Source organism: Marvinbryantia sp. (assembly GCF_047017445.1).
Lineage (GTDB): Bacteria > Bacillota > Clostridia > Lachnospirales > Lachnospiraceae > Marvinbryantia.
In genome coordinates, this window is record NZ_JBKXTT010000016.1 from 56,670 (window position 1) to 81,733 (window position 25,064).

23 protein-coding genes and 1 tRNA gene are annotated in these 25,064 nt (G+C 52.2%); 5 read left to right on the forward strand and 19 right to left on the reverse strand.

Features of this window, described 5'->3' with window-relative positions:
• Position 1: 1 nt before the first annotated feature.
• The 6 genes from ruvA to cobT all read right to left on the reverse strand — a co-directional run bounded on the left by ruvA (position 2) and on the right by cobT (position 4,228).
• A complete protein-coding gene (gene ruvA / locus ACLU9Q_RS16185) occupies positions 2-607 on the reverse strand; it encodes a Holliday junction branch migration protein RuvA (protein WP_412625636.1) in 606 nt (201 codons plus the stop codon).
• Positions 604-1,290: a histidine phosphatase family protein gene (locus ACLU9Q_RS16190; protein WP_412625637.1), complete on the reverse strand. Its 687-nt coding sequence runs from the start codon at positions 1,288-1,290 to the stop codon at positions 604-606. The genes ruvA and ACLU9Q_RS16190 overlap by 4 nt, the downstream gene beginning before the upstream one ends.
• Positions 1,287-1,679: a bifunctional adenosylcobinamide kinase/adenosylcobinamide-phosphate guanylyltransferase gene (locus ACLU9Q_RS16195; RefSeq protein ID WP_412625638.1), complete on the reverse strand. Its 393-nt coding sequence runs from the start codon at positions 1,677-1,679 to the stop codon at positions 1,287-1,289. Before ACLU9Q_RS16195 ends, ACLU9Q_RS16190 begins: the two co-directional genes overlap by 4 nt.
• A gap of 139 nt (positions 1,680-1,818) precedes the next feature.
• Positions 1,819-2,583, reverse strand: a complete 765-nt coding sequence (locus tag ACLU9Q_RS16200) for an adenosylcobinamide-GDP ribazoletransferase (RefSeq protein ID WP_296840667.1) — start codon at positions 2,581-2,583, stop codon at positions 1,819-1,821.
• Positions 2,580-3,116, reverse strand: coding sequence for a bifunctional adenosylcobinamide kinase/adenosylcobinamide-phosphate guanylyltransferase (locus tag ACLU9Q_RS16205; RefSeq protein ID WP_296840670.1), 537 nt, complete (start codon positions 3,114-3,116; stop codon positions 2,580-2,582). Before ACLU9Q_RS16205 ends, ACLU9Q_RS16200 begins: the two co-directional genes overlap by 4 nt.
• Before the next feature lie 62 nt (positions 3,117-3,178).
• A complete protein-coding gene (cobT, locus tag ACLU9Q_RS16210) occupies positions 3,179-4,228 on the reverse strand; it encodes a nicotinate-nucleotide--dimethylbenzimidazole phosphoribosyltransferase (RefSeq protein WP_296908409.1) in 1,050 nt (349 codons plus the stop codon).
• A 272-nt stretch (positions 4,229-4,500) separates the two neighbouring features.
• On the opposite strand from cobT, the gene ACLU9Q_RS16215 reads away from it, so the two are divergent.
• Both ACLU9Q_RS16215 and ACLU9Q_RS16220 read left to right on the forward strand, forming a co-directional pair.
• Entirely contained in the window at positions 4,501-5,883 is a 1,383-nt protein-coding gene (locus ACLU9Q_RS16215; protein ID WP_412624485.1) for an ISNCY family transposase, read from the forward strand.
• Between the two features lie 51 nt (positions 5,884-5,934).
• On the forward strand, positions 5,935-6,174 hold the full coding sequence (locus ACLU9Q_RS16220; RefSeq protein WP_412624486.1) for a hypothetical protein: 240 nt from the start codon (positions 5,935-5,937) through the stop codon (positions 6,172-6,174).
• Positions 6,175-6,551: 377 nt separating this feature from the next.
• Here the strand turns inward: ACLU9Q_RS16220 and ACLU9Q_RS16225 are convergent, their stop codons facing one another.
• The 7 genes from ACLU9Q_RS16225 to trpS form a co-directional block, all read right to left on the reverse strand.
• On the reverse strand, positions 6,552-7,994 hold the full coding sequence (locus ACLU9Q_RS16225) for an N-acetylmuramoyl-L-alanine amidase family protein (RefSeq protein ID WP_296837279.1): 1,443 nt from the start codon (positions 7,992-7,994) through the stop codon (positions 6,552-6,554).
• 14 nt (positions 7,995-8,008) lie between these two features.
• Complete coding sequence (locus tag ACLU9Q_RS16230) at positions 8,009-9,103, reverse strand: cell wall hydrolase (RefSeq protein ID WP_296837276.1); 1,095 nt, start codon at positions 9,101-9,103, stop codon at positions 8,009-8,011.
• 224 nt (positions 9,104-9,327) lie between these two features.
• Positions 9,328-10,101 (reverse strand): stage IV sporulation protein A, encoded by a 774-nt coding sequence (locus ACLU9Q_RS16235; protein ID WP_412625639.1) that lies wholly within the window; start codon positions 10,099-10,101, stop codon positions 9,328-9,330.
• 61 nt (positions 10,102-10,162) lie between these two features.
• Entirely contained in the window at positions 10,163-11,098 is a 936-nt protein-coding gene (gene cysK / locus ACLU9Q_RS16240; protein WP_296837270.1) for a cysteine synthase A, read from the reverse strand.
• Between the two features lie 77 nt (positions 11,099-11,175).
• Positions 11,176-12,102 carry a metallophosphoesterase family protein gene (locus tag ACLU9Q_RS16245; RefSeq protein ID WP_412625640.1) on the reverse strand — a complete coding sequence of 309 codons (927 nt, stop codon included), beginning with the start codon at positions 12,100-12,102 and terminating at the stop codon, positions 11,176-11,178.
• Between the two features lie 63 nt (positions 12,103-12,165).
• Positions 12,166-13,500 carry a magnesium transporter gene (mgtE, locus tag ACLU9Q_RS16250; protein ID WP_296837263.1) on the reverse strand — a complete coding sequence of 445 codons (1,335 nt, stop codon included), beginning with the start codon at positions 13,498-13,500 and terminating at the stop codon, positions 12,166-12,168.
• A gap of 119 nt (positions 13,501-13,619) precedes the next feature.
• Positions 13,620-14,624, reverse strand: a complete 1,005-nt coding sequence (gene trpS / locus ACLU9Q_RS16255; protein ID WP_412625642.1) for a tryptophan--tRNA ligase — start codon at positions 14,622-14,624, stop codon at positions 13,620-13,622.
• A 159-nt stretch (positions 14,625-14,783) separates the two neighbouring features.
• On the opposite strand from trpS, the gene ACLU9Q_RS16260 reads away from it, so the two are divergent.
• Positions 14,784-15,260, forward strand: a complete 477-nt coding sequence (locus ACLU9Q_RS16260; RefSeq protein WP_412625644.1) for an S-ribosylhomocysteine lyase — start codon at positions 14,784-14,786, stop codon at positions 15,258-15,260.
• A gap of 35 nt (positions 15,261-15,295) precedes the next feature.
• On the opposite strand, the gene ACLU9Q_RS16265 is transcribed toward ACLU9Q_RS16260, so the two are convergent.
• Positions 15,296-15,913, reverse strand: a complete 618-nt coding sequence (locus ACLU9Q_RS16265) for a DUF5662 family protein (protein ID WP_412625645.1) — start codon at positions 15,911-15,913, stop codon at positions 15,296-15,298.
• Between the two features lies 1 nt (position 15,914).
• A complete protein-coding gene (locus tag ACLU9Q_RS16270; protein ID WP_296837251.1) occupies positions 15,915-17,750 on the reverse strand; it encodes an alpha-amylase family glycosyl hydrolase in 1,836 nt (611 codons plus the stop codon).
• 165 nt (positions 17,751-17,915) lie between these two features.
• On the opposite strand from ACLU9Q_RS16270, the gene ACLU9Q_RS16275 reads away from it, so the two are divergent.
• Positions 17,916-18,263, forward strand: a complete 348-nt coding sequence (locus ACLU9Q_RS16275) for a DUF1292 domain-containing protein (RefSeq protein WP_296837247.1) — start codon at positions 17,916-17,918, stop codon at positions 18,261-18,263.
• 61 nt (positions 18,264-18,324) lie between these two features.
• On the opposite strand, the gene ACLU9Q_RS16280 is transcribed toward ACLU9Q_RS16275, so the two are convergent.
• Together ACLU9Q_RS16280 and gltX are read right to left on the reverse strand one after the other, a co-directional pair.
• Positions 18,325-20,139, reverse strand: coding sequence for an ATP-dependent helicase (locus ACLU9Q_RS16280; RefSeq protein WP_296837244.1), 1,815 nt, complete (start codon positions 20,137-20,139; stop codon positions 18,325-18,327).
• A 1-nt stretch (position 20,140) separates the two neighbouring features.
• Positions 20,141-21,592 carry a glutamate--tRNA ligase gene (gene gltX, locus ACLU9Q_RS16285; protein WP_296837241.1) on the reverse strand — a complete coding sequence of 484 codons (1,452 nt, stop codon included), beginning with the start codon at positions 21,590-21,592 and terminating at the stop codon, positions 20,141-20,143.
• 103 nt (positions 21,593-21,695) lie between these two features.
• Here gltX and ACLU9Q_RS16290 point away from each other — a divergent pair.
• Positions 21,696-21,768 (forward strand) — tRNA-Thr (locus tag ACLU9Q_RS16290).
• 238 nt (positions 21,769-22,006) lie between these two features.
• Here the strand turns inward: ACLU9Q_RS16290 and ACLU9Q_RS16295 are convergent.
• Together ACLU9Q_RS16295 and glgB are read right to left on the reverse strand one after the other, a co-directional pair.
• A complete protein-coding gene (locus ACLU9Q_RS16295) occupies positions 22,007-22,462 on the reverse strand; it encodes a metal-sensing transcriptional repressor (protein ID WP_412625646.1) in 456 nt (151 codons plus the stop codon).
• Positions 22,463-22,469: 7 nt separating this feature from the next.
• On the reverse strand, positions 22,470-24,992 hold the full coding sequence (gene glgB, locus ACLU9Q_RS16300) for a 1,4-alpha-glucan branching protein GlgB (protein ID WP_412625647.1): 2,523 nt from the start codon (positions 24,990-24,992) through the stop codon (positions 22,470-22,472).
• Between the last annotated feature and the right edge of the window lie 72 nt (positions 24,993-25,064).

The following is a 25,064-nucleotide window of genomic DNA, read 5'->3' on the forward strand; positions in this document are numbered from 1 at the left end:
CTCATGATATATGCTTCAGAGCCGCTTTTAAGATATCTTCGGTACTCATGTCCGCTGTGATATTTGCCGCCCTTACCGCTTTCAGCGCGTCGCTTCCGGCGTATCCGAGCGCCACCAGCGCCTGCACCGCCTCGCCCTGGTTATCGTTTGGCGCGGCGGATACGATTTCCGTGTTCTCGGCGAGCTTCTGCTCGAAGGCGTCCTCCAGACTGAATTTATCTTTCAGCTCCAGCACCAGCTTCTGCGCCGTTTTTTTGCCGATCCCCGGCGCGGCGGAGATGGCCCTGATATCGTCCGCAAGCACCGCAAACCGCAGATCAACTGCAGAAATCGCAGTCAGCACGCCGAGCGCCGCCTTCGGTCCGATACCGTTTACCTTCAAAAGAAGCCGGAATGTTTCCAGATCGTCCTTTGACAGAAAACCGAAAAGCTGGATCGCATCCTCACGCACATCCATATATGTGTGCAGCAGTACCTCCATGCCGGTACGCACAAGCTGACCGGCGTCTCTGCCGGTGATATATACGTTAAATCCGATCCCGTTATTTTCAATGACAGCGATATTTTCCTTCACCTCTGCCAGCGTTCCCTTCACAAATGCAATCATTGTATTTCCCGGCAGGTGCCGCCCGCAAAGCTCATCTCTGCCCTGCAGATCACCGCATCCGCCCGCTCTCCTTCCTTCCATTCTATCAGATAGCCGCAGCCGTTTTTTGCCTGGTAATCGTAATATCCGCGCCGCGGAAGCGCCAGCGCCGAAAGCACGCTCATGATCGTGCCGCCGTGTACCACGCAGGCAATCTCACGAAAACCCTTCTGCGCAGCCGTATGAAGCACACTCTGAAACGCGCGCACACAGCGCCGCTGAAAATCCTCCCGGCTCTCGCCGCCCGGAAACGGCAGCGTACCGCCGCTGTCGATCCACGCCTGGTAATCGGCGTTGCCGGACAGCTCCAGATAATTCTTATTTTCAAAAGCGCCAAAATCGCACTCCCGGAAATCCTCCACGATCGTCTGCGGCACTCCCGGAAAAAGAAGCGTTGCCGTTTGTCGGCAGCGAAGCAAAGGGCTGACAAAGAGCATGTCGGGCGCTAGAAAATCTTCTCCGCCCTTCGCAGGGCCGCCATTCACGGGAACATCTGACACCGTGTCCGCGCCGCTTTGCAGATCGCTGCGCGCTCCTTTCAGCTCCGCTCTGCCCTCCTCGCAGAGCGGCTCGTCAGTCGTCCCGATATAACGCCCTTTTAGGTTTCCAGCCGTCTTTCCATGACGGATCATATATATCTTCATTTCAAATTTCCTTTTATCACCATCGGGATACCCGCCGTCACGCGCACTACCGTATCCGCGTTCCGGGCAAGCTGACAGCAGATACGCCCGGTCAGCTCACGCCACGCCCTCTCCTGCGCGTCGATGGGCACCACTCCGCAGCCGATTTCATTCGATACGATGCAGATCCGTGGATTTCTTTCTGCAAGATTTTCCGAAAGCTCCTGAAGGCAACTCTCAGGCTGCATAAACCGCCGGATAAATTCATGAAAATCGAAGATTGCCCGGCACCGAAAAATATCCTCGAACGCGCAGGTTTTTCCGTCCGCAAAATCAGATGGCTTTAAAGAAAAAAGCCTGCACGCCGCATCGCGTTTTCCCTGATAACTTCCGCCAATTACAAGTCTCATATCTTTTTACGCCATTCCTTTCCCGGAGCTTTGAAGCCCCACCGTCCCGTTTCCTGCCGCTTTGCCAGCCGGGCCCCCGCCGCCCGGCTCATGGTTTTCGTTTTTTTACTGTTCACTCCGTTCGCAGTAACTCGTTTTCTTAACCAAGCAGCCGCCCGGCGATCACAACCGCGGCAGCCATCGCCAGCTCACAGGTCTGTACAAAGAACCCGGCCAGATCTCCGGTCGTTCCGCCAAATTTGCTGTACGACATCCAGCGGTAATATCCAAACGCTGCTGCTGCCGCCGCAAAGCAGACCGCTCCGCGAATGCCGCCAACCGCAAGCATCAATACCAGACACACGGCAATGTAGCAGATCATCGTAATCCCGACCGTCTTTTTCTGCGCCGCGTCAGAAAAGGCGTGTACCAGTCCGCTTTTTTTTGCCTTTTTAAAGGTGACGACCGACAGGGCGCTTAACGCGCGTGACAGCACAAAACCGATTGCCAGCACCTCTATATCCGCTGTCGTCGCCTCGCTGTACACGCCGAAGGTCAGAACAAAATAACAGATTCCCATAAGGATCGCAAACGCCCCGGAGTGGGAATCCTTTAAAATCTCCAGCTTTTCCTCTACCGGCTTGTAGGAATTGATCGCATCCGAGGTGTCCAGAAAACCGTCCATATGGATGCCGCCCGTCACAAGCACCGGGATCAAAACCAGCACCGCCGTCCGAAAATTTCCTTCACCCGTGAGATATCCGCCGTACTGCCGCCACAGCACCATCAGCGCTCCGATCGCAGCGCCGATCAGCGGAAAAAAGCAGAACATATAGCGCATCCGCTCCTTTGTCCACTCCATGCGCGGCATCGGAATGCGCGAATACATCGAAAAGGCAACCACAAATGCCCCGATAAGCTTCATAAGATAACCGCCTCGCTTTGCTTTAAGATTACCGGAATTCCATACACGATCTCTGCCACGCAGTCTGCATCGCGCGCCATTGCGCAGTTGACGCTCCCAAGACATTCCAGATACTGCGTCGTCCATTCATCAAACACCGCACCATCCGAAAACACTTCGTTGGTGACGACGATCAGATTGGCGCACTGCTCTCTGATGGAAGCGATGCCGGCCATGATCTTTGCCGCCGTCGCCTGCGGCGTGTGCGCCTTTCCGTCAAAAAATTCATTGGCAGTCAGGTTTGACATGCACTCAAGGAGCGCCGTACTGCCCGGCTCCAGCGCAAGCTTCTGAAGATCCGTCGGACATTCCAGCGTCTCAAACTGCTTTCCGGCGCGCATCCTGCGGTGCCGCGCAATGCGCTTTTGGCTCTCCTCATCTGTACACTGCATCGTTGCGATGTAATAGCGCCTGGTATTTCCAAGCTTTAAAACCTGCTGCTCCGCCCAGGCAGATTTCCCGCTGCCGCTTCCTCCTGTAACCACCAAAAACATGCTATCCGTCTTCCTTTCCATCCATGGATTTCGTGCCGTGTCCGTTTCACCGGTCTGACATTTTACGTGAGCGGCTGGTAAGCCTCCATGGAGATGTCGTCAAAGGTGCTCATTTTCTGGTAGACCTCGCACGCCATATCGAGCACCGGAAACAGCGTAACCGCTCCGGTCCCCTCGCCAAGACACATATTGCAGTGCAGCGCCGCCTCCAGGGAAAGCGCGTCGAGCACAAGCTGCGCCGCAGGCTCCTTCGATACGTGAGAGGCAATCATAAAGTCTTTGCACTGCGGACAGATCTGCGCCGCCGTCAGAGCCGCCACCGAGGAAATGAAGCCGTCGATGACGATCGGCACGCGGTACTTTGCCCCGCCGAGGAACACCCCGGCAAGTCCGGCGATATCCAGTCCGCCGAGAGCCGCCAGCACGTCCACCGCATCCCGGCAGCCGGGGAGGTGCATCGCCAGAGCTTTTTTGATTACCTGTATTTTCTTTTCCAGTCCGGCACTCGTAAGTCCTGCCCCGCGGCCGGTCATTTTCTCCGGCTCCTCGTGAAGAAAAGCGCACGCCAGCGCGCTGCTGGTCGTCGTATTTCCAATGCCCATCTCCCCGGTCGCAAGGATCTGATAGCCCTTCGCCGCCAAGTCGCCCACCAGGTCGCAGCCGGTTTTCAGCGCCTGCAGCGCCTGCGCGCGTGTCATCGCCCACTCCTTCGCCAGATTCTTCGTGCCGTATGCAACCTTACGGTTTAAGGCACAGGTATCCGCCGCCACCCCGATATCGACAGGAAAAATATCTGCACCGGCCTTTTTGCAGAGCACTGCCGCCGTCGCCTGCCCGGAGAGAAAATTTTCTGTCACCAGAGCCGTCACCTCCTGTCCGGTCTGGGTGACGCCCTCCTCCACCACGCCGTTATCGGCGCACATCACGATCAGTCCTTTTTTATCCAGTGAAATGCGGGCGCTGCCCTTGATACCGGCAATGCGCACCAGATAATCCTCCAGCATACCGAGACTGTGCAGCGGCTTTGCAATGCCGTCCCACTTTTTCCGGCAAAGCTCCATTGCCGTCTCATCCAGCTTTTCTGCCTTATATTCCTCTATCCATTCCTTCATCGTTGTACACCCATCTTCTTTCCTGACTTTCGAAAACGGCTGCTGTTCTACCATGCGCGGCTGTTTCCGTTGTCAAAAATTATCCAGCATCCTATCCATTATAAAAAATCCCTCAAAAAGTGTCAACCAAAACAATATACTTTGCTGTGAACGTATAAGCCATTTATGATAATGTCCTAGTATACCACATATGAAAATGTCCCGGATGTGGTAAAATATCCTCTATCTATTTTAGATTGGAGGAAATCATTATCAGAAAGGTAATACTTACAATGGATGAACAGAAAAAATACGAAGTGATCAAATCTCTGGCAGATCACCCGGATGGGAATAAGGACAGGGCTGCCCTCACCCTTGGCTGCACCAAACGCCATATCAACCGTATGCTGGCTGGATACCGCAAAGAAGGAAAGGCTTTCTTTATCCATGGCAATAGGGGACGTAAACCGTCCACCAGCATCCCTGACGAGACCCGCAATCGCATCATCGATCTCTACCTTACAAAATATTTTGATGCTAATTTCCAGCATTATTCAGAACTCCTTGAGGCCCATGAACACATCTGCGTCTCACCTTCTTCTGTAGCTAAGATCCTGGAAAGTAAATATATTCTTTCTCCGAAAGTTACAAAGGCCAAGAAAAAGCGTATGGAAAAGGAGCTTCAGGATAAAAAGAAAAGTGCCTGCAGCCTGAAAGAAGCCGCTGTGCTCCAAACCAATCTCGTAGCGGTTGAAGATGCTCATTCAAGACGTCCAAGATGTGCTTATTTTGGGGAACTGCAGCAGATGGACGCAACTCCCTATGAATGGATCCCCGGGCAGGTATGGCACCTCCACCTGGCTATTGACGATGCTACCGGCCGGGTCACCGGAGCCTGGTTTGACACGCAGGAAACCTTAAAGGGCTACTATCACGTATTCCACCAGATCCTGACCACCTACGGCATCCCTTACAGGATCTTCACAGACCGCCGTACGGTATTTACCTATAAAAAGAAAAACTCCCCATCTCTTGATGAGGATACCTATACCCAATTCGCTTATGCCTGCAAGCAGCTTGGTGTTCAGCTGGAATCCAGCAGTGTCCCGCAGGCCAAAGGCCGCGTAGAACGCCTCAACCAGACACTACAGTCGCGCCTGCCAATCGAATTACGATTAGCAGGGATCACGACCATAGATGCTGCCAATGAATTCCTCCACTCATACATAAAAGAATTCAATGAGAAGTTCGCGCTTCCCCTTAATGGTATCAAATCTGTGTTTGAAACGCAACCGGAAAATGAAAAAATCAACCTGGTTCTCGCTGTCCTGACAGAACGGACCGTGGATTGCGGGCATGCGATCCAGTTCCGGCACCGCCATTACCGGATGCTGGACGCCAGAGGGAAACAGGTACATTACCGCAAAGGCACAAAAATAATGGTTATCCAGGCTTTTGACGGAAGCCTTTTCTGCTGTGTCAATGACAAGGATGTCCATGCACTGGAGGAGATCCCCGAACATATGGAAAGATCCCGGGATCTGGATGCAGACTATCAGCCGCCCAAAGCAAAAAGACATTATATTCCGCCAATGAGCCATCCCTGGCGCAGCAAAACTTTCCAGAAATTCGTAAAGACACAGGAGCACCATCTAATGGATGACGTTCCAGCATAAAAAGCAGCAGAAAAAGATGATAGGTATATACCTACCGAAAGGAGAGATCACATGAGGGACTGGATCGACTGCATCGAAGCGCATACAAAAGCACAGAAAAAATATGATAAAGAACATACACAGGGAATTTACTTAAAACTGAACCTCCGCACAGACCTTGATATCATCCGCTGGTTTTGGGAACAGCCGTCAAAACAGGGAGCCGTAAAACGGCTGATCCGTGAGGAGATCGCCCGAAAAAAGGCGGAAGGAACAGGGAGCGGAGGCGTTGTCAGGAGAACCGTGGAATAATGGGGTTGGGGCCCCGTTATGCCGCGAAAGTCTCTTGAGATAAGCCTCACGGAAAACGCTGTTTCTAAGGAGAAAGGATATATGCCCTTTCTCCTGCCCCCTGCGGGGCGGGTTCGGGCAGGGCCCGATTATGGGTCAAGGGACAGGTCCCTTGCGGGTTCTTAGGGCAGAGCCCTAAGCTTCCAGAGGACATCTGCCACGTAGCCATATGAAATCAGCACCGGAAAACCGGTGCTAATGTTTCAGTTTTTTCGGGACATTTTCAAAAATGCTTGACACCAAAACAATATACTTTGCTGTGAACGGAATGAACAGCAACCAGAAAAAGGCACCCGGTCCCGGAACCAGATGCCATTTTTCGTAAAAATCATCGCCGATCACAGATTGGATATCGCCAGTGCATATTCCGCCAGATATCGACTCTCAAATGCCGGAAATTTCTTGATGCGGTATTTGTACAGCTTTTGCAGAAATACTGCATCTGTCATAGAAGGCGTAGCTTTAATTGCCTTGACGGCATTGACCGCCGTCGTCTGTCCATGCTGGATGGAGTAGCTGTATACCGCCCCCTTTACTACTTCGGAACGCACCGCAAGATTGATGCCGGACCTTGCCAGCGTGGTCTCCACCGGATCATAATAATTCACCTTTGCGAACTTGTCCTGCAGCTCTGCGAACTGCTTCGGATTTCTTGCATAGATTGTATTCCACGCCTTATAAAACTTCTTGTTGCCCTTCAGCTTTGTGCCGTCCGTCAGCGCTACATAGGGCTTGAACTCCGCGCAAAGCTTTGCATTCTGCGAATACGCATATTTCACAAACGGAAGCAGGGAATAGCGGTTATCAAACTGGTAAGCGCCGCAGGCATTCCCGTTGTCTCCTCCTGTCTGGTTATACGCCGCGGAGCCGGACTCAAAGGTAAGGAAAAACAGCATTCTGTCCGACGGCGAATTCGTGGTATCCGGAACCAGCGTACACTCTCCGTTTGCAGCCGCTATGTATTTTCGTCCCTTCCAGGTAACCGTTCTGCCGGTGATCATGACACCGGTTTTGACATGAAAGGCATAAAGCTTTCCGTCAATCGAATAGATCCCTGTCACACGCTCGCCGGTGCTCTTGGACAGATAATATTTCTTTCCGTTAAGCTCCAGCCAGCCGGTCTTCATATCATTCTTGAAATAGTACCACTTGTTATTCACCTTCTGCCAGCCCGTCTGCATCACGCCCTTGCTGTCAAAAAGGTACGACTTTCCGTTGCTGAACTTATAGATCTGGTTTGTGATGGCAAAGCGGTTGCTTTTCTGGAAATAATACTTTTTCTTGTTGATCGTTTTCCAGCCATACTGGCTCACACCGTCCTTCGAAAAATAACGGTAGCCGCCCGGCATCTTGCAAAGACCGGTCAGACGATATCCATATTTATTTACGTAATACTTCCCGATCGGGGCAATCGTGATCCATTTGGATTTGAGCATCACACCGGCAGATGTATAATAATAATACTTGCCGTTTATTTTCTGCCAGCCCGCCTTGAAGTTTTTTACCCAGCGCCCGTCGTCGCGCACGAACACGCGCGTCTTCTTGCCGTTAACACTCTTAGTCAGCCATTTATTGCGGTCCATATAACCGCTGCTGTTCAGATGGCGGTCCCCTACCCACTTGTTTTTTACCAGTGTTTTTCCGTTTTTATAACAACGCATGTCCCCGTTTTTGCCGACGGACTTCCATGTATAAGTGGCTGCCTTTGCACTGATCGGCACACTTGCCGCAAAAATCAGCGCGAAAAGCATAACGATAAGATAAACGCCCTTCTTTTTCATTTCATTACTCCTCCTTAACTGAACCAGTGACTGCCTATTTTCAGCCTGCCGTATCCTGTATTAAAAAAATAATATCCTTTCAGCTTAGAACCATCTGTAAGTACCTCTGTGGCAGCCTTTTTACAATTTGCATACGCTGTTTTCTCCCAGCCGGAAAGTGATCCGCTATAGTAAGCCCGGTTGAAATATCCGCTATATACCGCAGAGAACTGACCGCTCTGAAAAATAACGCTCTTCAGCGTATTCGGAAATTTTGAGCTGTTTACCCGGTTGACTATTACGCTGGCAACCGCCAACATTCCCTTATATGACTGATTGCCGGCTTCCGCAAAGGTGATCGATGCAAGGAGCCGGACGTCCGCCTCCTTTGGCGGGTTCTTCGGGTTCTTATTTCCCTTTGTGATATTCCCCTCTGCGTCCACGTAGCTCTTATTGCTGCCGCTGCCGATCCACTGCGATGTGGCCATCACGCCGTTCTTATCGTAATAATGCTTCTCGTACCACTGGTTTACGACCTTCCCGGAACCTTTCAGACAGCAATAGGTCTTTCCTTTAACCGTAAACATGCCGTATTTCGATTTCCCGTTGCTGCCGTAATAATAATTTTTTACCCAGCGGTTTTTTACCATCTCTCCCTTGGAATTGTAATAATAATCCCCCACACGCTTGCTCGTGACGCGTCCGGTATCCTTTTTGCAATAATAGGTTTTGCCTCGGACGGTAAATTTTCCGGTCTTCAGCTTCCCGTTTGAACCAAAGTAGAAATATTGTTTTTTAATCTTCACCCAGCGGTTCTTTACCATTACGCCGTCCTTTGCGTAATAATAGCTTCCGACCTTTTTGCTGACGACTCTTCCCGTGGACCGCTTCACATAGTAATATTTTCCGCCCACCGAAAAACGCCCGGTCTTCAGATAACCCTTTTTATCAAAATAATACCATTTCCCGCTGATTTTTTTCCATCCGTTTTTTACATATGTCTTTTTTTTCGTGTCGTAATACTTCGTCTTTCCTCCGGATTGTTTCCACCCGGCACTGCACACCGTCGAAAACGACAGCGTACACAGAATAACAAGCAGCAAAAAAAATACTGTTCGTTTCTTTTTCATAACTTGTTCAAAATCCTCTCCCTCTGTTTTGTTACGAAAATATTAAAACATTTGCTCTCACTATAACATTTTTTCCTTATTCTGTCAACTTTTCGCAACACTTTCTCTATAATGCTTTTCGCAACACTTTCTCTATAATGCACAAAAAGCAAAAGGATCTCAAACAAAAAAAGCGGTCTGACCGCCTTTTTTGTATATAAAAAAACAGATTTCTTCTTTTTTCGTCAGATGATGATACAGATAAATCCGCCGCTGTTTTCATTGACGATCCGCTGCATAACCTGCTGCAGCTTCTGTCTGCCCTCATCCGTGATCTGCGAGAGCTTCTGGCGGATCCCGTCCTCCGTCATCTGTTCGATAGACTTCCCGAAAATATTCGTCTCCCAGATGCCCTCGCCGTTCTGCGACGATTCCTTAATGTAAGCGATCAGATCCTCCGCCTGCTGCTCGCTGCCGACGATCGGCGAGATCTCCGTCTCGATTTCCGCACGGATCAGATGAATGGACGGACTGACTGCTCTGAGCTTCACACCGAATTTTCCGCCCTGGCGGATAAGGACCGGCTCCTCCATACGGATCTCGCTCTGGCGCGGCGTAATCACGCCGTATCCTGTGCTGCGCACCGACGCAAGCGCCTCCTGTGCCTGCTCATATTCGGTTTTCAGTGCTGACAGCTCCTTCACCATGGCAATAAGCTGATACTCTCCTTCGATCTCCACTCCCGCAAGGTCGCTGAGCATCCGGTAATACCAGGCGTCATCCACATCCACACGGATCTGCGCGCTGCCTTCCTCCTCTCCATTGCCACGGATATCCGCCTTTTCCACGAACTCCAATGCACGCAGCTTCGCTATTCCTTCCGTACCCAATGTCTCCTCCGAAGCCTTTTCCTGCATCAGATCTTTTGTGATATTGACAAGCCCTTCCTTCACCGGGTGCTCCGGCGGAAGCATTTCCACCCATTTGGGTATGTACAATTCTAATCGGTTCAGATTCAAAAAAATACCCCCTTACCTGTACTGTTCCAGTATATGTAAGGGAGTATAAAACTATGACAAATCAGCCTTCCACAAAAAGCGGCGTGGAATAATAACGGTCTCCGGAATCCGGGAGAAGCGCAACGATCGTCTTTCCTTTATTTTCCGGGCGCTTTGCAAGCAGCAGCGCCGCATGAAGTGCTGCCCCGGAGGAGATGCCCGTAAGAACGCCCTCGGTTCTGCCAAGCTCCTTCGCCGCTGCGAAGGCGTCCTCATTTTCTACCCTGATAATCTCATCGTAAACAGAGGTGTTCAGCACCTCCGGAACAAATCCGGCTCCAATGCCCTGGATCTTGTGCGCTCCGCTCCTGCCCTCGGAAAGCACCGGGGAAGTAGCAGGCTCCACGGCAACCACCTTTACCTGCGGATTTTTGCTCTTTAAATATTCGCCGACGCCTGTGATCGTGCCGCCTGTGCCGACACCTGCCACAAAGATATCTACCGTGCCGTTCGTGTCTTCCCAGATTTCCGGACCTGTGGTCTCCCGGTGCATTTTCGGATTCGCCGGGTTCACAAACTGTCCCGGAATAAAACTGTTCTCAATCTCTCCTGCCAGCTCCTCTGCTTTCGCAATGGCGCCCTTCATGCCCTTTGCGCCCTCTGTAAGCACAATTTCCGCCCCGTAGGCTTTGAGGATATTCCTGCGCTCCACGCTCATCGTCTCCGGCATGGTGAGGATGATGCGGTATCCCTTTACTGCTGCGATCGCCGCAAGACCGATGCCGGTGTTGCCGGAGGTCGGCTCGATAATTACCGCGCCGGGCTTCAGCTTTCCTTCCGCCTCCGCCGTCTCTATCATCGCCTTTGCCACACGATCCTTCACGCTGCCGGCCGGATTAAGGTATTCCAGCTTCACAAGAAGGCGCGCCTCCAGATGATGCTTTTTCTCTAAATTTTCCGCCTCTACAAGCGGTGTACCGCCGATCAGCTCCAGTGTGCCGTGATAAATTTTTCCCATGATCTTTTCCTCGCTTTCTTTTCCTATATTTCCTACCTGTTAAGTATGGTATCTATTCTTAGTTTACCATATATTCTCTATTTGTCAACCTCTTTTTTTCCGGTCACTGTAAGAAGCTCCACCGCCCCGGTAAATGCCGGATCTGCGACCCGTTCATGTACCGTTTCCGTCAGATACCCCTCCCAGGAAAAGTGCAGGTGTCCGCACAGCACCTCCGCCACAGGACTGTCCTTGGCATAGACCAGTTCCAGGAATTGCTGCGTTGTCTCATTCGGCTCATAAAACGTATCCTCTCCCCACACAAGCGCCCTGTCCTGCCACACTTCCTTTGATTTTTGGTTCAGTTCATCATCTATCCGCGATTCCAGAGGAACATGGAGCATCAAAATAACCGGCTTTCCCATTGAGAACAGCGTCTTTACCTTTTTCAGAGTCTTTTTGGAAATCTGGCTGGTGTTATTATCAACGCCTACCAGCAGCACTTCTCCGAGATCCATTGATACAACATTCTCCGCTCCATCCAGTTCCCTGTGCAGCGCCTTTGCCTGCTCCTTTTCCATGGTGGTGTACCAGACGCCGTAATCATGGTCCGCCCGCACATACATCCACGGTGTTTCCAGCTTCTCAAGTCCCTCCTGCAGACAGGCGAGCGTTCCGTCTGATGCAAAATCAACCATATCTCCTGCAAGCAGGATCGCATCCGCTCCAAGCCCATCGAGCATTCCAGCCATCTCAGACCACATATCTGCGGAATCCGTTCCGTCCGCACTCTGAAACAGCTCCTTTCTCTGTGCGACCGTCTCATACTCTTCTTCGGGCACGTCGCCGCTCTCCTCCACAATATGCATATCCGCAAGAAATGCCAGACGGTATTCCTCTGTCAGCCCCGGAATATAAATGGTGTCCTCTTTTACCGCAACCTTTGACGTTGCCTGACATCCGGACACACACAGCAGCGGCAGCAGGGCCGCGGCAATCCCTATCATCCATTTTCTGTTTCTCATAGCCTTCTCCTTAAGCAAACTTCCGTGCAAGACGGGTTAATATTAATGAAAACTGCCGCAATTTTATAATTGCGGCAGCAATGCAGTTGCAATACTGAAAAATACCAGGATGGAACAGGTGTCCACCAGTGTGGAAATGATCGGCGCCGACACGATCGCCGGGTCGATGTTTACTTTTTTCGCCAGCAGCGGCAGAACACAGCCGATCAGCTTGGAGATGATGATCGTCACGATCAGCGAACAGCCCACAACAACGGCGATAAGCGGATCCCTGTACATGATCAGGATCCGGATACCGTTCGCCACCGCCAGAATGACGCCGACCACGATCGAGACGCGGAATTCCTTGAACATCGCCCGAAAGATATCATTAAAGTGAATCTCATCCAGCGCAATGCCGCGGATGATCAGCGCAGAACTCTGGGAACCACAGTTTCCGCCGGTACCCATGAGCATCGGGATAAAGGAAACCAGAAGCGGAACCGCCTCAAACGCTTTCTCGTATTTTGTGATCAGAATGCCCGTCACCGTGGAGGAAAGCATCAGAAACAAAAGCCACAGTACACGGTTTTTCGCGTGCTGGAAAACCGACGTATCAAAATAGGATTCCTCGGACGGATTGACCGCCGCCATTTTGCTGATATCCTCTGTCGCCTCGTCAACCATGACGTCGATCGCGTCGTCGACGGTGACGATGCCGACCATCAGATTGTCCGCGTCAACGACCGGCAGCGCCAGCAGGTCGTACTTGCGGAACAGCCGCACAACCTCCTCCTGGTCGGTGTGCGTGGTGACAGACTTGATCTCCGTCTCCATGATCTCTTCCATGGTGGTGTCGTCATCCATCGTGAGCAGATCCTTCGCCGTCACAATGCCGACCAGCCTGCGGTGCTCCAGAATATAGCAGGTGTAGATGGTTTCCTTGTGAATGCCGACGCGCTTGATGTGCGTGAGCGCCTGTGCAACCGTCGTGTGCTTGCGCAGATCGACGTATTCGGTTGTCATGATGCTGCCGGCGCTGTCGTCCGGATAATTCAGAAGCACGTTGATCTTATTTCTCTTTTCCGGTCCCACCGTCTCCAGGATACGTGTGACCAGATTCGCCGGAAGGTCCTCCAGAAGGTCTACGGTATCGTCCATAAACAATTCATCCAGAATCACCTTCAGCTCCCGCTCGGTGAACATCTCCACCAGATCGGATTGCTGGTTGCCATCCATATTTGCAAATACATCCGCCGCCTTATCCTTGGGGATCAGGCGGAACGCGAGCACCAGCTCCTTATCTTCCAGTTCTGACAGAAGAACCGCAATGTCCACAGCGTTCATGACGTTGAGGATGCTCCTCACCGCCTTGAATTCCCGCGCAGACAACAGCTCTTCGAAAATTTCTCTGTCCATAGCTATTCTCCCTTCTCATTATGAAATTGCACGATCGACCTTCCAAAGAAGGGTAACTGCCGCCTGAGTCCATTGCGTTCACCTGCCTTTCCTTTTCTCCTGATAAAGTATTTTCGCCCTTAGCGGATGCGGTCCGGGAAACCGACCTTTCTCTGTACCTTGCGCAGCGTCTTGTTTGCAAAATACGACGCCTTTTCCGCATTGTTTTTGATGATGCCGTCGATGTACGCCTTATCCTTTTCAAGACGCGCCACCTCCGCCTGCAGCGGGGAAAGCTGTGCTGCCACCGCCTCGCCGACCGCCATCTTCAGCTCGCCGTAGCCCTTGCCGTCGAATTCGCTCTCAACCTCGGAGGGCGTCTTTCCGGTGCATGCGCAATAAATATCAATGAGATTCTTCACACCCGGCTGCTCGTCACGGTAGCGGATGCAGCCCTCGGAATCGGTGACTGCGCGCTTACACTTGCGGATGATAGTATCCGTATCGTCCATCAGATAAATGCTGCCGTTCGGGTTTTCGTCCGACTTTGACATCTTCTTCTCCGGGTTCTGCAGGCTCATGATCTTCGCGCCCGCCTTGCCGATATACGGCTCCGGGATGGTAAAGGTGTCGCCGTAAATGCTGTTGAAGCGCTGCGCGATATCGCGTGTAATCTCCAGATGCTGCTTCTGGTCGATGCCCACCGGGACCACGTCTGCCTGAAACAGCAGGATATCCGCCGCCATCAGCACCGGATATGTGAACAATCCGGCGTTAATATTGTCCGCGTGTTTCGCCGCCTTATCCTTGAACTGCGTCATGCGGTTCAGCTCACCCATGTAGGTGTAGCAGTTTAAGATCCAGGCAAGCTCAGCGTGTCCCGAAACATGCGACTGGTAATAAATGCAGTTTTTCTCCGGGTCCAGCCCTGCAGCGATATATAAAGTGAGCAGCGCGCGCGCACGTTTGCGCAGTGTCGCCGGATTCTGCCGCACCGTGATGGAATGCTCATCCACCACGCAGTAGAAGCACTCATATTCGTCGCTCAGTGCCACCCAGTTTTTCAGCGCGCCGAGATAATTTCCCAATGTAAGATTTCCGGTTGCCTGCATTCCGCTGAACAACACTTTTTTATCATTAATCATAATTATGCCGCCTTCCTTCGTGTTCGCAGCCGTCCGTTTCTCCCACCGCTGCGATATTTCCTTCCATAGTTTATCATCTGAATATCGGAAAGTCAATCATTGACATTTACTCCTGTATCGTCCATACTAAAAGCAAAACGAACGCAAAGGAGAATTTTCATGGAAAAAATTGCAAGCTTTATGATTGACCATATCAAACTGCAGCCAGGTCTTTACGTGTCGCGAAAAGATACCTTCGGCGATACCGTCATCACGACCTTCGACATCCGCATGACCTCCCCGAACGAGGAGCCGGTCATGAATACGGCGGAGGTGCACACGCTGGAGCATCTCGGTGCCACCTATCTGCGCAGCGATAAAGAATTCGGTTCAAAGATCGTCTATTTCGGACCGATGGGCTGCCGCACGGGCTGCTACCTTCTGCTTGCCGGAGATTATGATTCCGTCGATATCGTACCGCTGATCACCGGCATGTTTACCTTCATCCGCGATTTCCGCGGAGAGATACCGGGCGCCGAAGCAAAAGACTGCGGCAACTATCTCGACCACAATCTCGCTATGGCAAACTATGTGGCGGACCGCTACTTAAAGGTTCTTGAGAACATCACACCGGACCGCCTGGTATATCCCGTCTGAATCCCGTCCGGGCGCTTTTTGCGTCCGGCATTTTTTTATGGCTTATCATATCCTTTGATGACGGAGATTGCCGCCGCTTTTTTCCTCTGCATCCTGCGCAACAGGCGCCGGATACGCTTCGGCTTGCCAAGATACACATTGCGCACATAGGAAAAGCAGGCATTCTCTCCGTATTTGTCCAGAATCCGCAGCAGATGCTCCAGCTCCTGCTGCGTTTTCGGATGCATCATATAGTGGCTCTTTCCTTTCAGAAAATACGCCAGCGGGTCGTGCTGCGTGTAGGTGCCCCAGTTGTAGATCTTCGACGCCGCAACGCGGTCCGCGAGCATCTCCGCCACATAGCGCCGCGGCATCCGCATTCCAGCCATCGCGTGATCCTTATCCTCCAGACTGTAGTCGATCCAGTATTCAAAGTGGTGCTTGTTTCTGCCCTTGTGGTGCAGCCACGCCGCCGAATAGCCCTTATCCTCGCGCTCGGCATTGTTCGGGCTGCGCGTTCCCTGGTAATATTTTGCTCCGACAAGAAATTCCGACGGCATGTATTTTGACAGATCATGCGTCAGCCCCTGCCAGTATAGTCCGATTTTAAAGCAATGCTGCATCACCAGGAGCTTGTGCCCGGTGATGGTACAAAAATGTCCGATTGGATTCATGTTACTTTATTCCCTTCTTTCCGATTAAAACAACGACCGTTCTCTCCGGAACCTCTTTTATCCGCACCTTTGCGCCAAGCATTTCCGGCTCCGCCGGGAAAGCGTCCTCTCTGCCGGTATCGATGGCAATATGCCACGCATAGCCCTTCGGGAGCGACGGCAGCGCAAATTCCTGCGGCAGCGGATTGAAATTGTATGCGATGTACAGATAATCCTCCTCACCGGCGTAAGCGCCGCACAGCAGCACGCCGAGCTGCCTGCTGTTGTAGGCAAAGTCGCCGTACCAGGCACGGCTGCTGTGATACGACATGTCCGGATATCCACAAGATTTATAATCCGACATCTGCGGCTCCTTCGTCAGATGCAGTATCTTATGCTCCTTTCGGAAGGCAATCGCCTTTTTTACAAATTCCGTCAGCTGCGTGTTTTTCTGGTACGCGCTCCAGTCCACCCAGGAAACGGGGCTGTCCAGACAGTAGGGGTTATTATTGCCGCTCTGCGAATTGCCGAATTCGTCACCCGCAAGCAGCATCGGCGTGCCCTGTGAGAGCAGCATAAGCAGAAAGGCATTGCGCACCTGCTTCCTTCGCAGCGCGCTGACAGCCTTCTTTTTGCACTGCCCCTCCGCACCGCAGTTCCAACTGAAATTGTAGGCGGAGCCATCGGTATTCTGCTCGCCGTTCTCCTCATTATGCTTGTTATCGTAGCTCACCAGATCCTGCAGCGTAAAGCCGTCGTGGTTCGTCATATAATTGATGATGCCAAACTCCGCAGCATTCCGCCGTCCGCGCCAGGCTGCCGTTTCCAGCACACCCTCATCGCCCTTTAAGAGACGGCGCATGTCCACCAGAAATCCGTCATTGCATTCCGCAAAGCTGCGCGTGCCATCCCCGCGGCCGTTCCACCAGCCGGAAATATTTCCTGCGAGCAGCTTCGTGCCCGCAAGCAGCGGATCTCCCGCAAGATGACGGCAGATTTCTTCATTTCCCATAATATGAAAGCCATCGATGTGGTATTCCCGCACCCAGAACGTCAGACAATCAAGCGCCGTCCGCACCGGAATCTCCCATGTGAAGTATATATCCAGCAATACCTCGATGCCATTTTCATGAAATGCACGCACGCAGTCCTTAAGCTCCCGCACGGGATCCGGGGTTGCCGCATAGGAACGCCGGGGCGCAAAATAGTTTCCCGCCCCATAGCCCCAGTAATTCTTCTTTCCAGGCAGCGCCTGCAGCGCCGGACGCCCTTTTTTCACGACCGGCAGCGGCGACGGCTCGTAAACGGGCATCAGCTTTACCTGATTGACGCCAAGCTCCTTCAGGTAGGGGATTTTTTCCTGCAATCCCTTAAAGGTGCCTTTCCACCTCACCTTCGAGCGCGAGTGCCTGGTGAAATTGCGCACGTGCAGGTGGTACATCACGGCGTCCTCCCAGGCGATATCCGGCTTTTTATCCGCCTTCCAGTCGTAATCGGCAAACGCCATTCCGCAGCGGACATCCGCCCAGCTCTCGGCATTCTCCTTCTGCGGACAGATGAGAGCCGCATAGGGATCGCCCGCGATCTCCCCGTCGACTCTGAACTGATACGTGCACTGTTTCCACGGCATTCCGATGACCTTCATCGTGCGCAGTCCGCCGATCGCCGCTTCGTCGGGAAAAGGCTCCTCCTGCATAAGAGCGCCGCTCTTTTTGTCGTACAGCAGAAGGTCCGCCTTCTGTCCCTTTCCCGCGGCAACGGTAAACCGAATCCCATCTCTCTCCTTTACGGCGCCGGGTGTACAGAAAAGTGCCGCACTTTTCTCTACTGTCCATACTTTCTGCCTGTTCTGCAACATTTTCTCATCCTTTCCGTAAGCATCTTTGAAACCAGTATAACATAATTCTCCCCGGTTTGTATAATACTTTTGAAATTTACTTACTATTTACTTGCATTTAGCGGAAGATTTTGCTAAAGTGGTGGTAACCCCAACGGGGACAAAGAAAAAAGCGAGGTTAAACTTATGAGCGAAAATGATGTAAACTGCAGCGGAAACTGCGCTTCCTGCGGCGAAGACTGCGAACAGGCAACCGTCACCCTCACGCTGGACAACGGCGAGATTTTAGAGTGCGCGATCCTGACCGTTTACCCGGTTGGCGACAAGCAGTATATCGCGCTCCTTCCGCTGGATGAAAACGGCGAGAACGAGGACGGTGAGGTATTCCTGTATCGCTACAAGGAAGAAAACGGCAACCCGTCCCTGGAAAATATCGAGGACGACGATGAATACGAAGCTGCCGCAGACGCGTTCGATGAAATGCTGGACGAGCAGGAATTCGACGAGCTGCTGGAGGACGACGAGGAAGAATAATTTTTTCTGCCGCACTTCTTATAAAAAATGAGCCGCACCCTTTCGGGCGCAGGCTCATTTTTTACAGCAGAAACGGCGACGGCTTTAAGCTCCTGCCGTATTTTTCTTTCAGCACGCAGAGCGTGAGCTGCTCGGAGGCGCGTGTGATGCCGACGTAGAACATGCGGCGTTCCTCCTCGATATCGCTGACAAGCAGCGCCTTTTTGTAGGGAATGATGCCCTCGTTTACGTCGATCAGAAAGACGATCGGAAATTCCAGCCCCTTTGCGCTGTGCAGCGTGGTGAGCGTCACGCAGTCGCTCTTTTCCTGGCCGTTTTTCGCCTGCTCGCGCAGCATTTCGGTGTATTCCTCCATGTAAGCGAACCACTCTGCATGTGTCTTATAGCCTTTGGCGCTCTCCGCCAGCCGGTCCAGCACCTCATAGAGATCCTCAGCCTTAATCCTGCGGTATTCGGCGTATTCCTCCAGATATTTTTCGTAGCCGATGCCGTGTCGTATGTACTGCACCGCCGCATAGGGCTGCATCCGTGCGAGCGCCGCCAGATCCTGCTCAAGCTTGTCGATACGCTGGATTACCCAGTACTTATCCTCGTAGTACATGCGCAGCCGCTCGAAATCTACCTGCGGAGCATCCAGACAATTCCGCTCAATGTAGCGCTTCGGCTTGTTGATGATCTTTAAAACGTTCGCGCGGCTGCGGTCACCCAGAGCAAGCTGCAGATAAGCGATAATATGACGCGCGATCCAGTGCTCAAACAAATTTGGAAGAGAATCCCGCATCCGAAACGGCACATTATACTCCAAAAGCTTCTGGGACAGCACGCCTGCGTCTGTATTGTTGCGGTAGAGAACGGCAATATCTTCGTAACGTCGTCCCTGCGCGAGCGCCTTCTGAATGCGCTGGATGATGCCAAGGCTCTCCTGCTGCTGATCCTGGAAAATAATTTTTTCTACCGGCAGCCCGTCCTCCTTCACCTTCCTGATCTTCTTCTCGTAGCGCACCGTATTTCTGCCGATCACGTGCGCTGCCAGGTCGCAGACATTTCCCGGGCAGCGGAAGTTGCAGTCGAGAAGATACTGCTTTGCCTGCGGAAAATCCTTCGGAAAGTTCAGCATGATCTCCGGCTTCGCACCCCGGAAGCGATAGATCGACTGATCATCGTCCCCCACCACGAAAAGATTGTTTCGCGGCGCCGCCAGAAGCTTTATGATGTCATACTGAAGCCGGTTAATGTCCTGAAATTCATCCACAAGAATGTACCGGAACCGGTTTCGCCAGCCTGCCAGAATATCCGGGCGCGCAGAAAAAAGCTCCCAGGTATAAACCATCAGATCGTCGTAATCAAGCTTTCCCGCACGCTCCATGCCGCGGCAATATTTCCGGTAAATCTCCCGGAACAGCTCTTCCGGCACGCTCGCCGCATAATAATGCTCCAGCGGAATACGCTCGTTCTTTACCCGGCTGATCTCGCGCGCCACATCGTGCAGAAACTCCGCCTCGTCCTCGATCTCTATATCCATCGGAGCGGTGATTTCTCTGAGAAAACGGTATTTTTCTTCCTCCGATGCAATGTTTGCACCTGTATAGTGGTATGCGTGTCTGAGAATTTCGAAGAAAAGCGAGTGAAAGGTTCCGAAGCGGATCTGTGTCTGCCTGCTGTCTGTCAGCGCAAGAAAGCGCTTCTGCATTTCCTGGGCGGCAGCCCTGGTGAAGGTGACGACCAGAATGTGGATCGGCAAAACGCCGCACTGCTGTGTAAGGAATTTTGTCCGTTCTGTGATAACTGTGGTTTTTCCGGAACCGGGTCCCGCAAGAACGATCGCAGGACCCTCCCGGTGCATAACCGCTTCCTTTTGTGCTTTGGAAAGCGCCATCTTACTGCTCCAGCTTTGCGATTGCAGCCTTAATGCGCGCGATCGTCTCATCGTGTCCGAGAATTTCCATGATCTCGGTCGCGCCCGCAGGCGTCATCTGCTTTCCGGATGTCGCCGTACGGATGGGCCACATCACATAGCCATTTTTGTAGCCGTGATCCTTTGCAAAATTCACCAGAAGCTCATAGAGCGCGTCGTTGCTGTAATCCTCCTGCGCCTCCAGGACCGGCAGCACTTCCTTTAACACTGCAAGGGAGCTTTCTCCGGTCGTTTTCATCTTTTTATGGGTGTACATGGAAACGTCGTACTCCGGCACCGCCTCGAAGAAGTCAATCAGAGCCGGGATGTCCGGGAATACCTCGATCCTTGTCTTTACCATCTCCGCGATCTTATGAAAATCCACGTCTCTGGTGATCGCCTGCTTCATATACGGAAGCGCCATCTCATAGAATTTCTCGGAATCCATCGCCTTCATATACTCGCCGTTCATCCATTTCAGCTTATTGATGTCAAATACCGCCGGAGATTTGCTCATGTGATGGTAGTCGAACGCCTCCACCAGTTCCTCCAGCGAAAAGATTTCGCGGTTGTCCGACGGGCACCAGCCGAGCAGCGCCACATAATTGACGATCGCCTCAGATAAAAAGCCCTGCTCCAGCAGATCCTCGTAGGAGGAATGACCGCTTCTCTTGCTGAGCTTTTTGTGGTTCTCGTCCGTGATCAGCGGGCAGTGCACATAAACCGGCACCTCCCAGCCAAACGCCTCGTAGAGACGGTTGTACTTCGGCGCGGAGGAAAGATACTCGTTTCCACGCACGACATGGGAAATCTTCATCAGATGGTCGTCCACCACGTTCGCGAAATTGTAGGTAGGGAAGCCGTCTGATTTGATGAGGATCATGTCGTCCAGCTCAGCGTTCGGCACCTCGATAGTTCCATAGATATCGTCCTCGAATTTTGTCGTGCCCTCGTTCGGCACGTTCTGACGGATAACGTAGGGAACACCGGCGTCCAGCTTCGCCTGAACCTCCTCTTTGGAAAGATGCAGGCAGTGCTTGTCATACACCACGATCTCCTTGCCGGCGATCTCCTGCTTTAAGGATTCCAGACGCTCCTTGTCGCAGAAGCAATAATACGCCTCACCCTTTTCGATCAGCTTCTTTGCATATTCCAGATAAATGCCCTGCGCCTGACGCTCGCTCTGCACGTAGGGACCGTAGCCCTTGTCGATATCGGGACCCTCGTCATGCTTTAAGCCTGCGTGCTCCAGCGTGCGGTAGATGATCTCCAGCGCGCCCTCCACAAAGCGCTCCTGGTCGGTGTCCTCGATGCGCAGCAGAAAATCGCCGCCCTCATGCTTTGCGATCAGATAGGCGTACAGCGCTGTGCGCAGGTTTCCTACATGCATGCGCCCTGTCGGGCTCGGTGCAAAACGTGTTCTTACTTTACTCATTTTCCCATATCTCCTCTTTTTTGAAAATTTTAAAAATAATGCTTGCAAAATTAAAAAAGATTGTATATAATATCCGTTGTGTGAAGCACTTCACATAAATTAAGCTTCTGTGGCTCAGTTGGTAGAGCAACGCATTCGTAATGCGTAGGTCGCCGGTTCGAGTCCGGCCAGGAGCTTTTTTTATTGCCTTTTTCTGACAAAAATGCCAACGCACGATCAGACGCTTTGTTATTTTATCCCGGAAGTGATCCCGTGTCAAGCAAAGATTCTCCGTTACTGTTCACTCCGTTCTCAGTAACTTTCGCAAATCCATTTAAAATTCGCTTCGCGAATGGGATTTGCTCACACCTGAATCATGTTCTCACGCCTCAAACAGCAAGTGCTTGAGGCTGACGTGAACAGTAACGATTCTCCTTACTTGATAAAGCGGTCGATCGCCTTGTTCAGCTCCTCTATCGTCTCCATGTCTCCGGTCTCAACAGCATCCACCAGACAATGCGCAATATGATCCTGCAGGATGACCTTTCCGGTGTTGTTGATCGCCGCCTTCACTGCCGAAAGCTGTATGAGCACCTCGCTGCAGTCCCGCCCGTCCTCCACCATGCGCTTGATGGATTCCAGGTGCCCGATGGCACGCGAGATGCGGTTCAGCACGGATTTCACATGCTCAGGGTCGTGCGTATGGCTGTGCGCCCCGTGCGTGTGTGTGTGTGTGCCGTCATGCGTATGCGTGTGTGCACTGTCATGCGTATGCGTGTGTACGCCGTCATGCGGGGCGGATGATTCCTCCGCCCCGTGTGTGTGCTCTATGACCGTACCGTCTTCTAATATATGTGTATGCTTCTCCGGGTTTGCGCCCTGTTTGCTCATACTTTTTTCAGCCTTTCTTTTTTACCGTTTTCTTCGCGGAATCCTTCTTCGTTTCTTTCTTAGCCGTTTTTTCGGATACCTTCTCCGGTTCCTTCTTTTCCGGCTTCTCAGATGCCTTCTCCAGCCCTTTCTTTTGCGGTTTTTCAGATACCTTCTCCGGCTCCTTCTTTTCCGGCTTCTCAGATACCTTCTCCGGCCGCTCCGCCGCTTCCATCTTCCGCATCAGTTCGTCCTTCAGCGATACCTTCTCAGGAGCCGCCTTCGCGGTTTTCTTTGTACCTGCCGCCTTCTTCTCTTTCGCCGCCTTATTGGACGCCGCTTTCGGCTCCGCCTTTGCATAGGAGAAGATGCTGATTCCCATCGGCGGGATCTTTACAGTAATGGAATTTTCCTGACCGTCCGCTTCCTCCTTCTTCGACTGCTTGACGCGCGGGTTTACATTGCCCTCGCCGCCGAATTCTGCACGGTCACTGTTAAAGATTTCCTTATATTTGCCCGGATATGGAACGCCCACTTTGTGATCCGCGTAAACGAGCGGCGAGAAATTGCAGACGATCAAAAGCGTCTCGTCCTTCTTTGCCGTATTTCTGGTAAATACCAGCAGATTCTCGTTCGCATTGATCGCGTTGATCCAGGTGAAGCCCTCCGGCTCATAGTCCATCTCGTAAAGCGCCGGATGCGATCTGTAAAACTCCAGAAGCGCTTTATAATACGCCTGCATCTGTCGGTTCGGCTCCTGTTCAAGATCCTCCCAGTCGAGCCCCTTCGCCTCGTTCCACTCCTTATACTGGGCGAATTCCTGTCCCATAAAGAGCAGCTTCTTGCCCGGATGCGCCATCATGTAGCCGTATGCCGCGCGCAGATTTGCAAACTTCTGTGTAAGGTCACCCGGCATTTTGTTGATCAGCGAACACTTGCCATGCACCACTTCATCGTGCGACAGCGTCAGAATGAAGTCCTCACTGTACGCATAAATCATACTAAATGTCAGCCCGCCATGATTTCCGGCGCGGTAGATCGGATCAAGCGACATATAGCCGATGAAATCGTTCATCCAGCCCATATTCCATTTATAGTCAAAGCCAAGACCGCCGTCATCCAGCGCGCCCGTGATCTTCGGCCATGCCGTCGATTCCTCCGCGATCAGGATCGCACCGTCCCTGCGCTTCTTAAAAACAGAATTCAAATGCTTCAGAAACTCGACTGCCTCCAGGTTTTCGTTGCCGCCGTACATATTTGCGACCCACTCGCCGTCGTTTTTCCCGTAATCGAGATAAAGCATGGAAGCAACCGCGTCCATACGGATACCGTCCGCGTGATATTTATCCGCCCAGAACAGCGCGTTGGAGATGAGGAAGTTTTTCACCTCCGGTCTGCCGTAATTATAAATCAGCGTGCCCCAGTGCGGGTGGCTGCCCTGCCGCGGGTCAAGATGCTCATACAGACAGGTACCGTCAAACGCGGCAAGTCCAAAAGTGTCGCGCGGGAAATGCGCCGGCACCCAGTCCAGGATCACGCCGATACCCGCCTCGTGCATATAATTCATGAAATACATGAAATCCTCCGGCGTGCCGTAGCGCGCGGTCGGCGCATAGTAGCCCGTCACCTGGTAGCCCCAGGAGCCGTCAAAGGGATGCTCCATCACCGGCAGCAGCTCGATGTGCGTGTAGCCCATCTCCTTTACATATTCCGCGATCATCGGAGCAAGCTCGCGATAATTGTAAAAATCACGGTTCTCCGGCTTTTTCCAGGAGGCAAGATGCATCTCGTAGATTGCCATCGGCTGCTTCTTGGAATCTGTCTTTTTCCGCTGCTTCATCCAGGCGTCATCTGTCCACTGAAACTGCGTAAGATCCGCAACGATGGACGCCGTCTCCGGGCGGAGCTGCGCCGCGTTTGCGTAGGGATCCGCCTTCAGATAGGTGATGTTTCCCTGCGCCTTGATCTCGTATTTATACATTTCTCCGACGCTGATACCCGGTACAAAAAGCTCAAAAATACCGCTGTCCCAGAGCCGTCTCATAGGAAGGCGTCTGCCGTCCCAGAGGTTAAAATCCCCCACCAGGCTGACGCGCACAGCATTCGGCGCCCACACAGCAAAGTGAACGCCCTTCACGCCCTGCACCGTCATCGGGTGCGCCCCCATTTTTTCATAAATATCGTAGCAGATGCCGGCATTGAAGCGCGCGGTTTCCTGCTTCGTCAGCACCGGCTCAAATGCGTACGGATCAATATATTCCAGGGAAGTCCCATTGTCAAAGATCACATACAATGTATACTTCGGAATCTGCTTTCCCGGAATCAGCACCGCAAAGAAACCGGCCTCGTCCTCCATCGTCATCTCATAAGATTCCTTTTTTCCGGTAATCTGAACAATGATGCGCTCCGCTGTCGGAATAAATGCCTGGATCAGCACTCCGTCGTCCGTCAGGTGCGGTCCGAGGATCGCGTGCGGATTGTCCTCCTCCGAATATGTCAGCGCCTCGATCTGTGCCCAGTCCATCAAATCATACAGCTTGTCCTCTCCCATAATACCCTCCTGCAAGTTATCATAATTTATTTCCCCATATATTCCGTATTCTTTTCTTATATAATAAAATAT

What these genes read in the sequence shown, in the direction of transcription:
- ruvA (WP_412625636.1), bottom strand. Translation starts at nt 607, where the DNA reads ATGATTGCATTTGTGAAGGGAACGCTGGCAGAGGTGAAGGAAAATATC.
- ACLU9Q_RS16190 (WP_412625637.1), bottom strand. Translation starts at nt 1,290, where the DNA reads ATGAAGATATATATGATCCGTCATGGAAAGACGGCTGGAAACCTAAAA.
- ACLU9Q_RS16195 (WP_412625638.1), bottom strand. Translation starts at nt 1,679, where the DNA reads ATGAGACTTGTAATTGGCGGAAGTTATCAGGGAAAACGCGATGCGGCG.
- ACLU9Q_RS16200 (WP_296840667.1), bottom strand. Translation starts at nt 2,583, where the DNA reads ATGAAGCTTATCGGGGCATTTGTGGTTGCCTTTTCGATGTATTCGCGC.
- ACLU9Q_RS16205 (WP_296840670.1), bottom strand. Translation starts at nt 3,116, where the DNA reads ATGTTTTTGGTGGTTACAGGAGGAAGCGGCAGCGGGAAATCTGCCTGG.
- cobT (WP_296908409.1), bottom strand. Translation starts at nt 4,228, where the DNA reads ATGAAGGAATGGATAGAGGAATATAAGGCAGAAAAGCTGGATGAGACG.
- ACLU9Q_RS16215 (WP_412624485.1), top strand. Translation starts at nt 4,501, where the DNA reads ATGGATGAACAGAAAAAATACGAAGTGATCAAATCTCTGGCAGATCAC.
- ACLU9Q_RS16220 (WP_412624486.1), top strand. Translation starts at nt 5,935, where the DNA reads ATGAGGGACTGGATCGACTGCATCGAAGCGCATACAAAAGCACAGAAA.
- ACLU9Q_RS16225 (WP_296837279.1), bottom strand. Translation starts at nt 7,994, where the DNA reads ATGAAAAAGAAGGGCGTTTATCTTATCGTTATGCTTTTCGCGCTGATT.
- ACLU9Q_RS16230 (WP_296837276.1), bottom strand. Translation starts at nt 9,103, where the DNA reads ATGAAAAAGAAACGAACAGTATTTTTTTTGCTGCTTGTTATTCTGTGT.
- cysK (WP_296837270.1), bottom strand. Translation starts at nt 11,098, where the DNA reads ATGGGAAAAATTTATCACGGCACACTGGAGCTGATCGGCGGTACACCG.
- ACLU9Q_RS16245 (WP_412625640.1), bottom strand. Translation starts at nt 12,102, where the DNA reads ATGAGAAACAGAAAATGGATGATAGGGATTGCCGCGGCCCTGCTGCCG.
- mgtE (WP_296837263.1), bottom strand. Translation starts at nt 13,500, where the DNA reads ATGGACAGAGAAATTTTCGAAGAGCTGTTGTCTGCGCGGGAATTCAAG.
- trpS (WP_412625642.1), bottom strand. Translation starts at nt 14,624, where the DNA reads ATGATTAATGATAAAAAAGTGTTGTTCAGCGGAATGCAGGCAACCGGA.
- ACLU9Q_RS16260 (WP_412625644.1), top strand. Translation starts at nt 14,784, where the DNA reads ATGGAAAAAATTGCAAGCTTTATGATTGACCATATCAAACTGCAGCCA.
- ACLU9Q_RS16265 (WP_412625645.1), bottom strand. Translation starts at nt 15,913, where the DNA reads ATGAATCCAATCGGACATTTTTGTACCATCACCGGGCACAAGCTCCTG.
- ACLU9Q_RS16270 (WP_296837251.1), bottom strand. Translation starts at nt 17,750, where the DNA reads ATGTTGCAGAACAGGCAGAAAGTATGGACAGTAGAGAAAAGTGCGGCA.
- ACLU9Q_RS16275 (WP_296837247.1), top strand. Translation starts at nt 17,916, where the DNA reads ATGAGCGAAAATGATGTAAACTGCAGCGGAAACTGCGCTTCCTGCGGC.
- ACLU9Q_RS16280 (WP_296837244.1), bottom strand. Translation starts at nt 20,139, where the DNA reads ATGGCGCTTTCCAAAGCACAAAAGGAAGCGGTTATGCACCGGGAGGGT.
- gltX (WP_296837241.1), bottom strand. Translation starts at nt 21,592, where the DNA reads ATGAGTAAAGTAAGAACACGTTTTGCACCGAGCCCGACAGGGCGCATG.
- ACLU9Q_RS16295 (WP_412625646.1), bottom strand. Translation starts at nt 22,462, where the DNA reads ATGAGCAAACAGGGCGCAAACCCGGAGAAGCATACACATATATTAGAA.
- glgB (WP_412625647.1), bottom strand. Translation starts at nt 24,992, where the DNA reads ATGGGAGAGGACAAGCTGTATGATTTGATGGACTGGGCACAGATCGAG.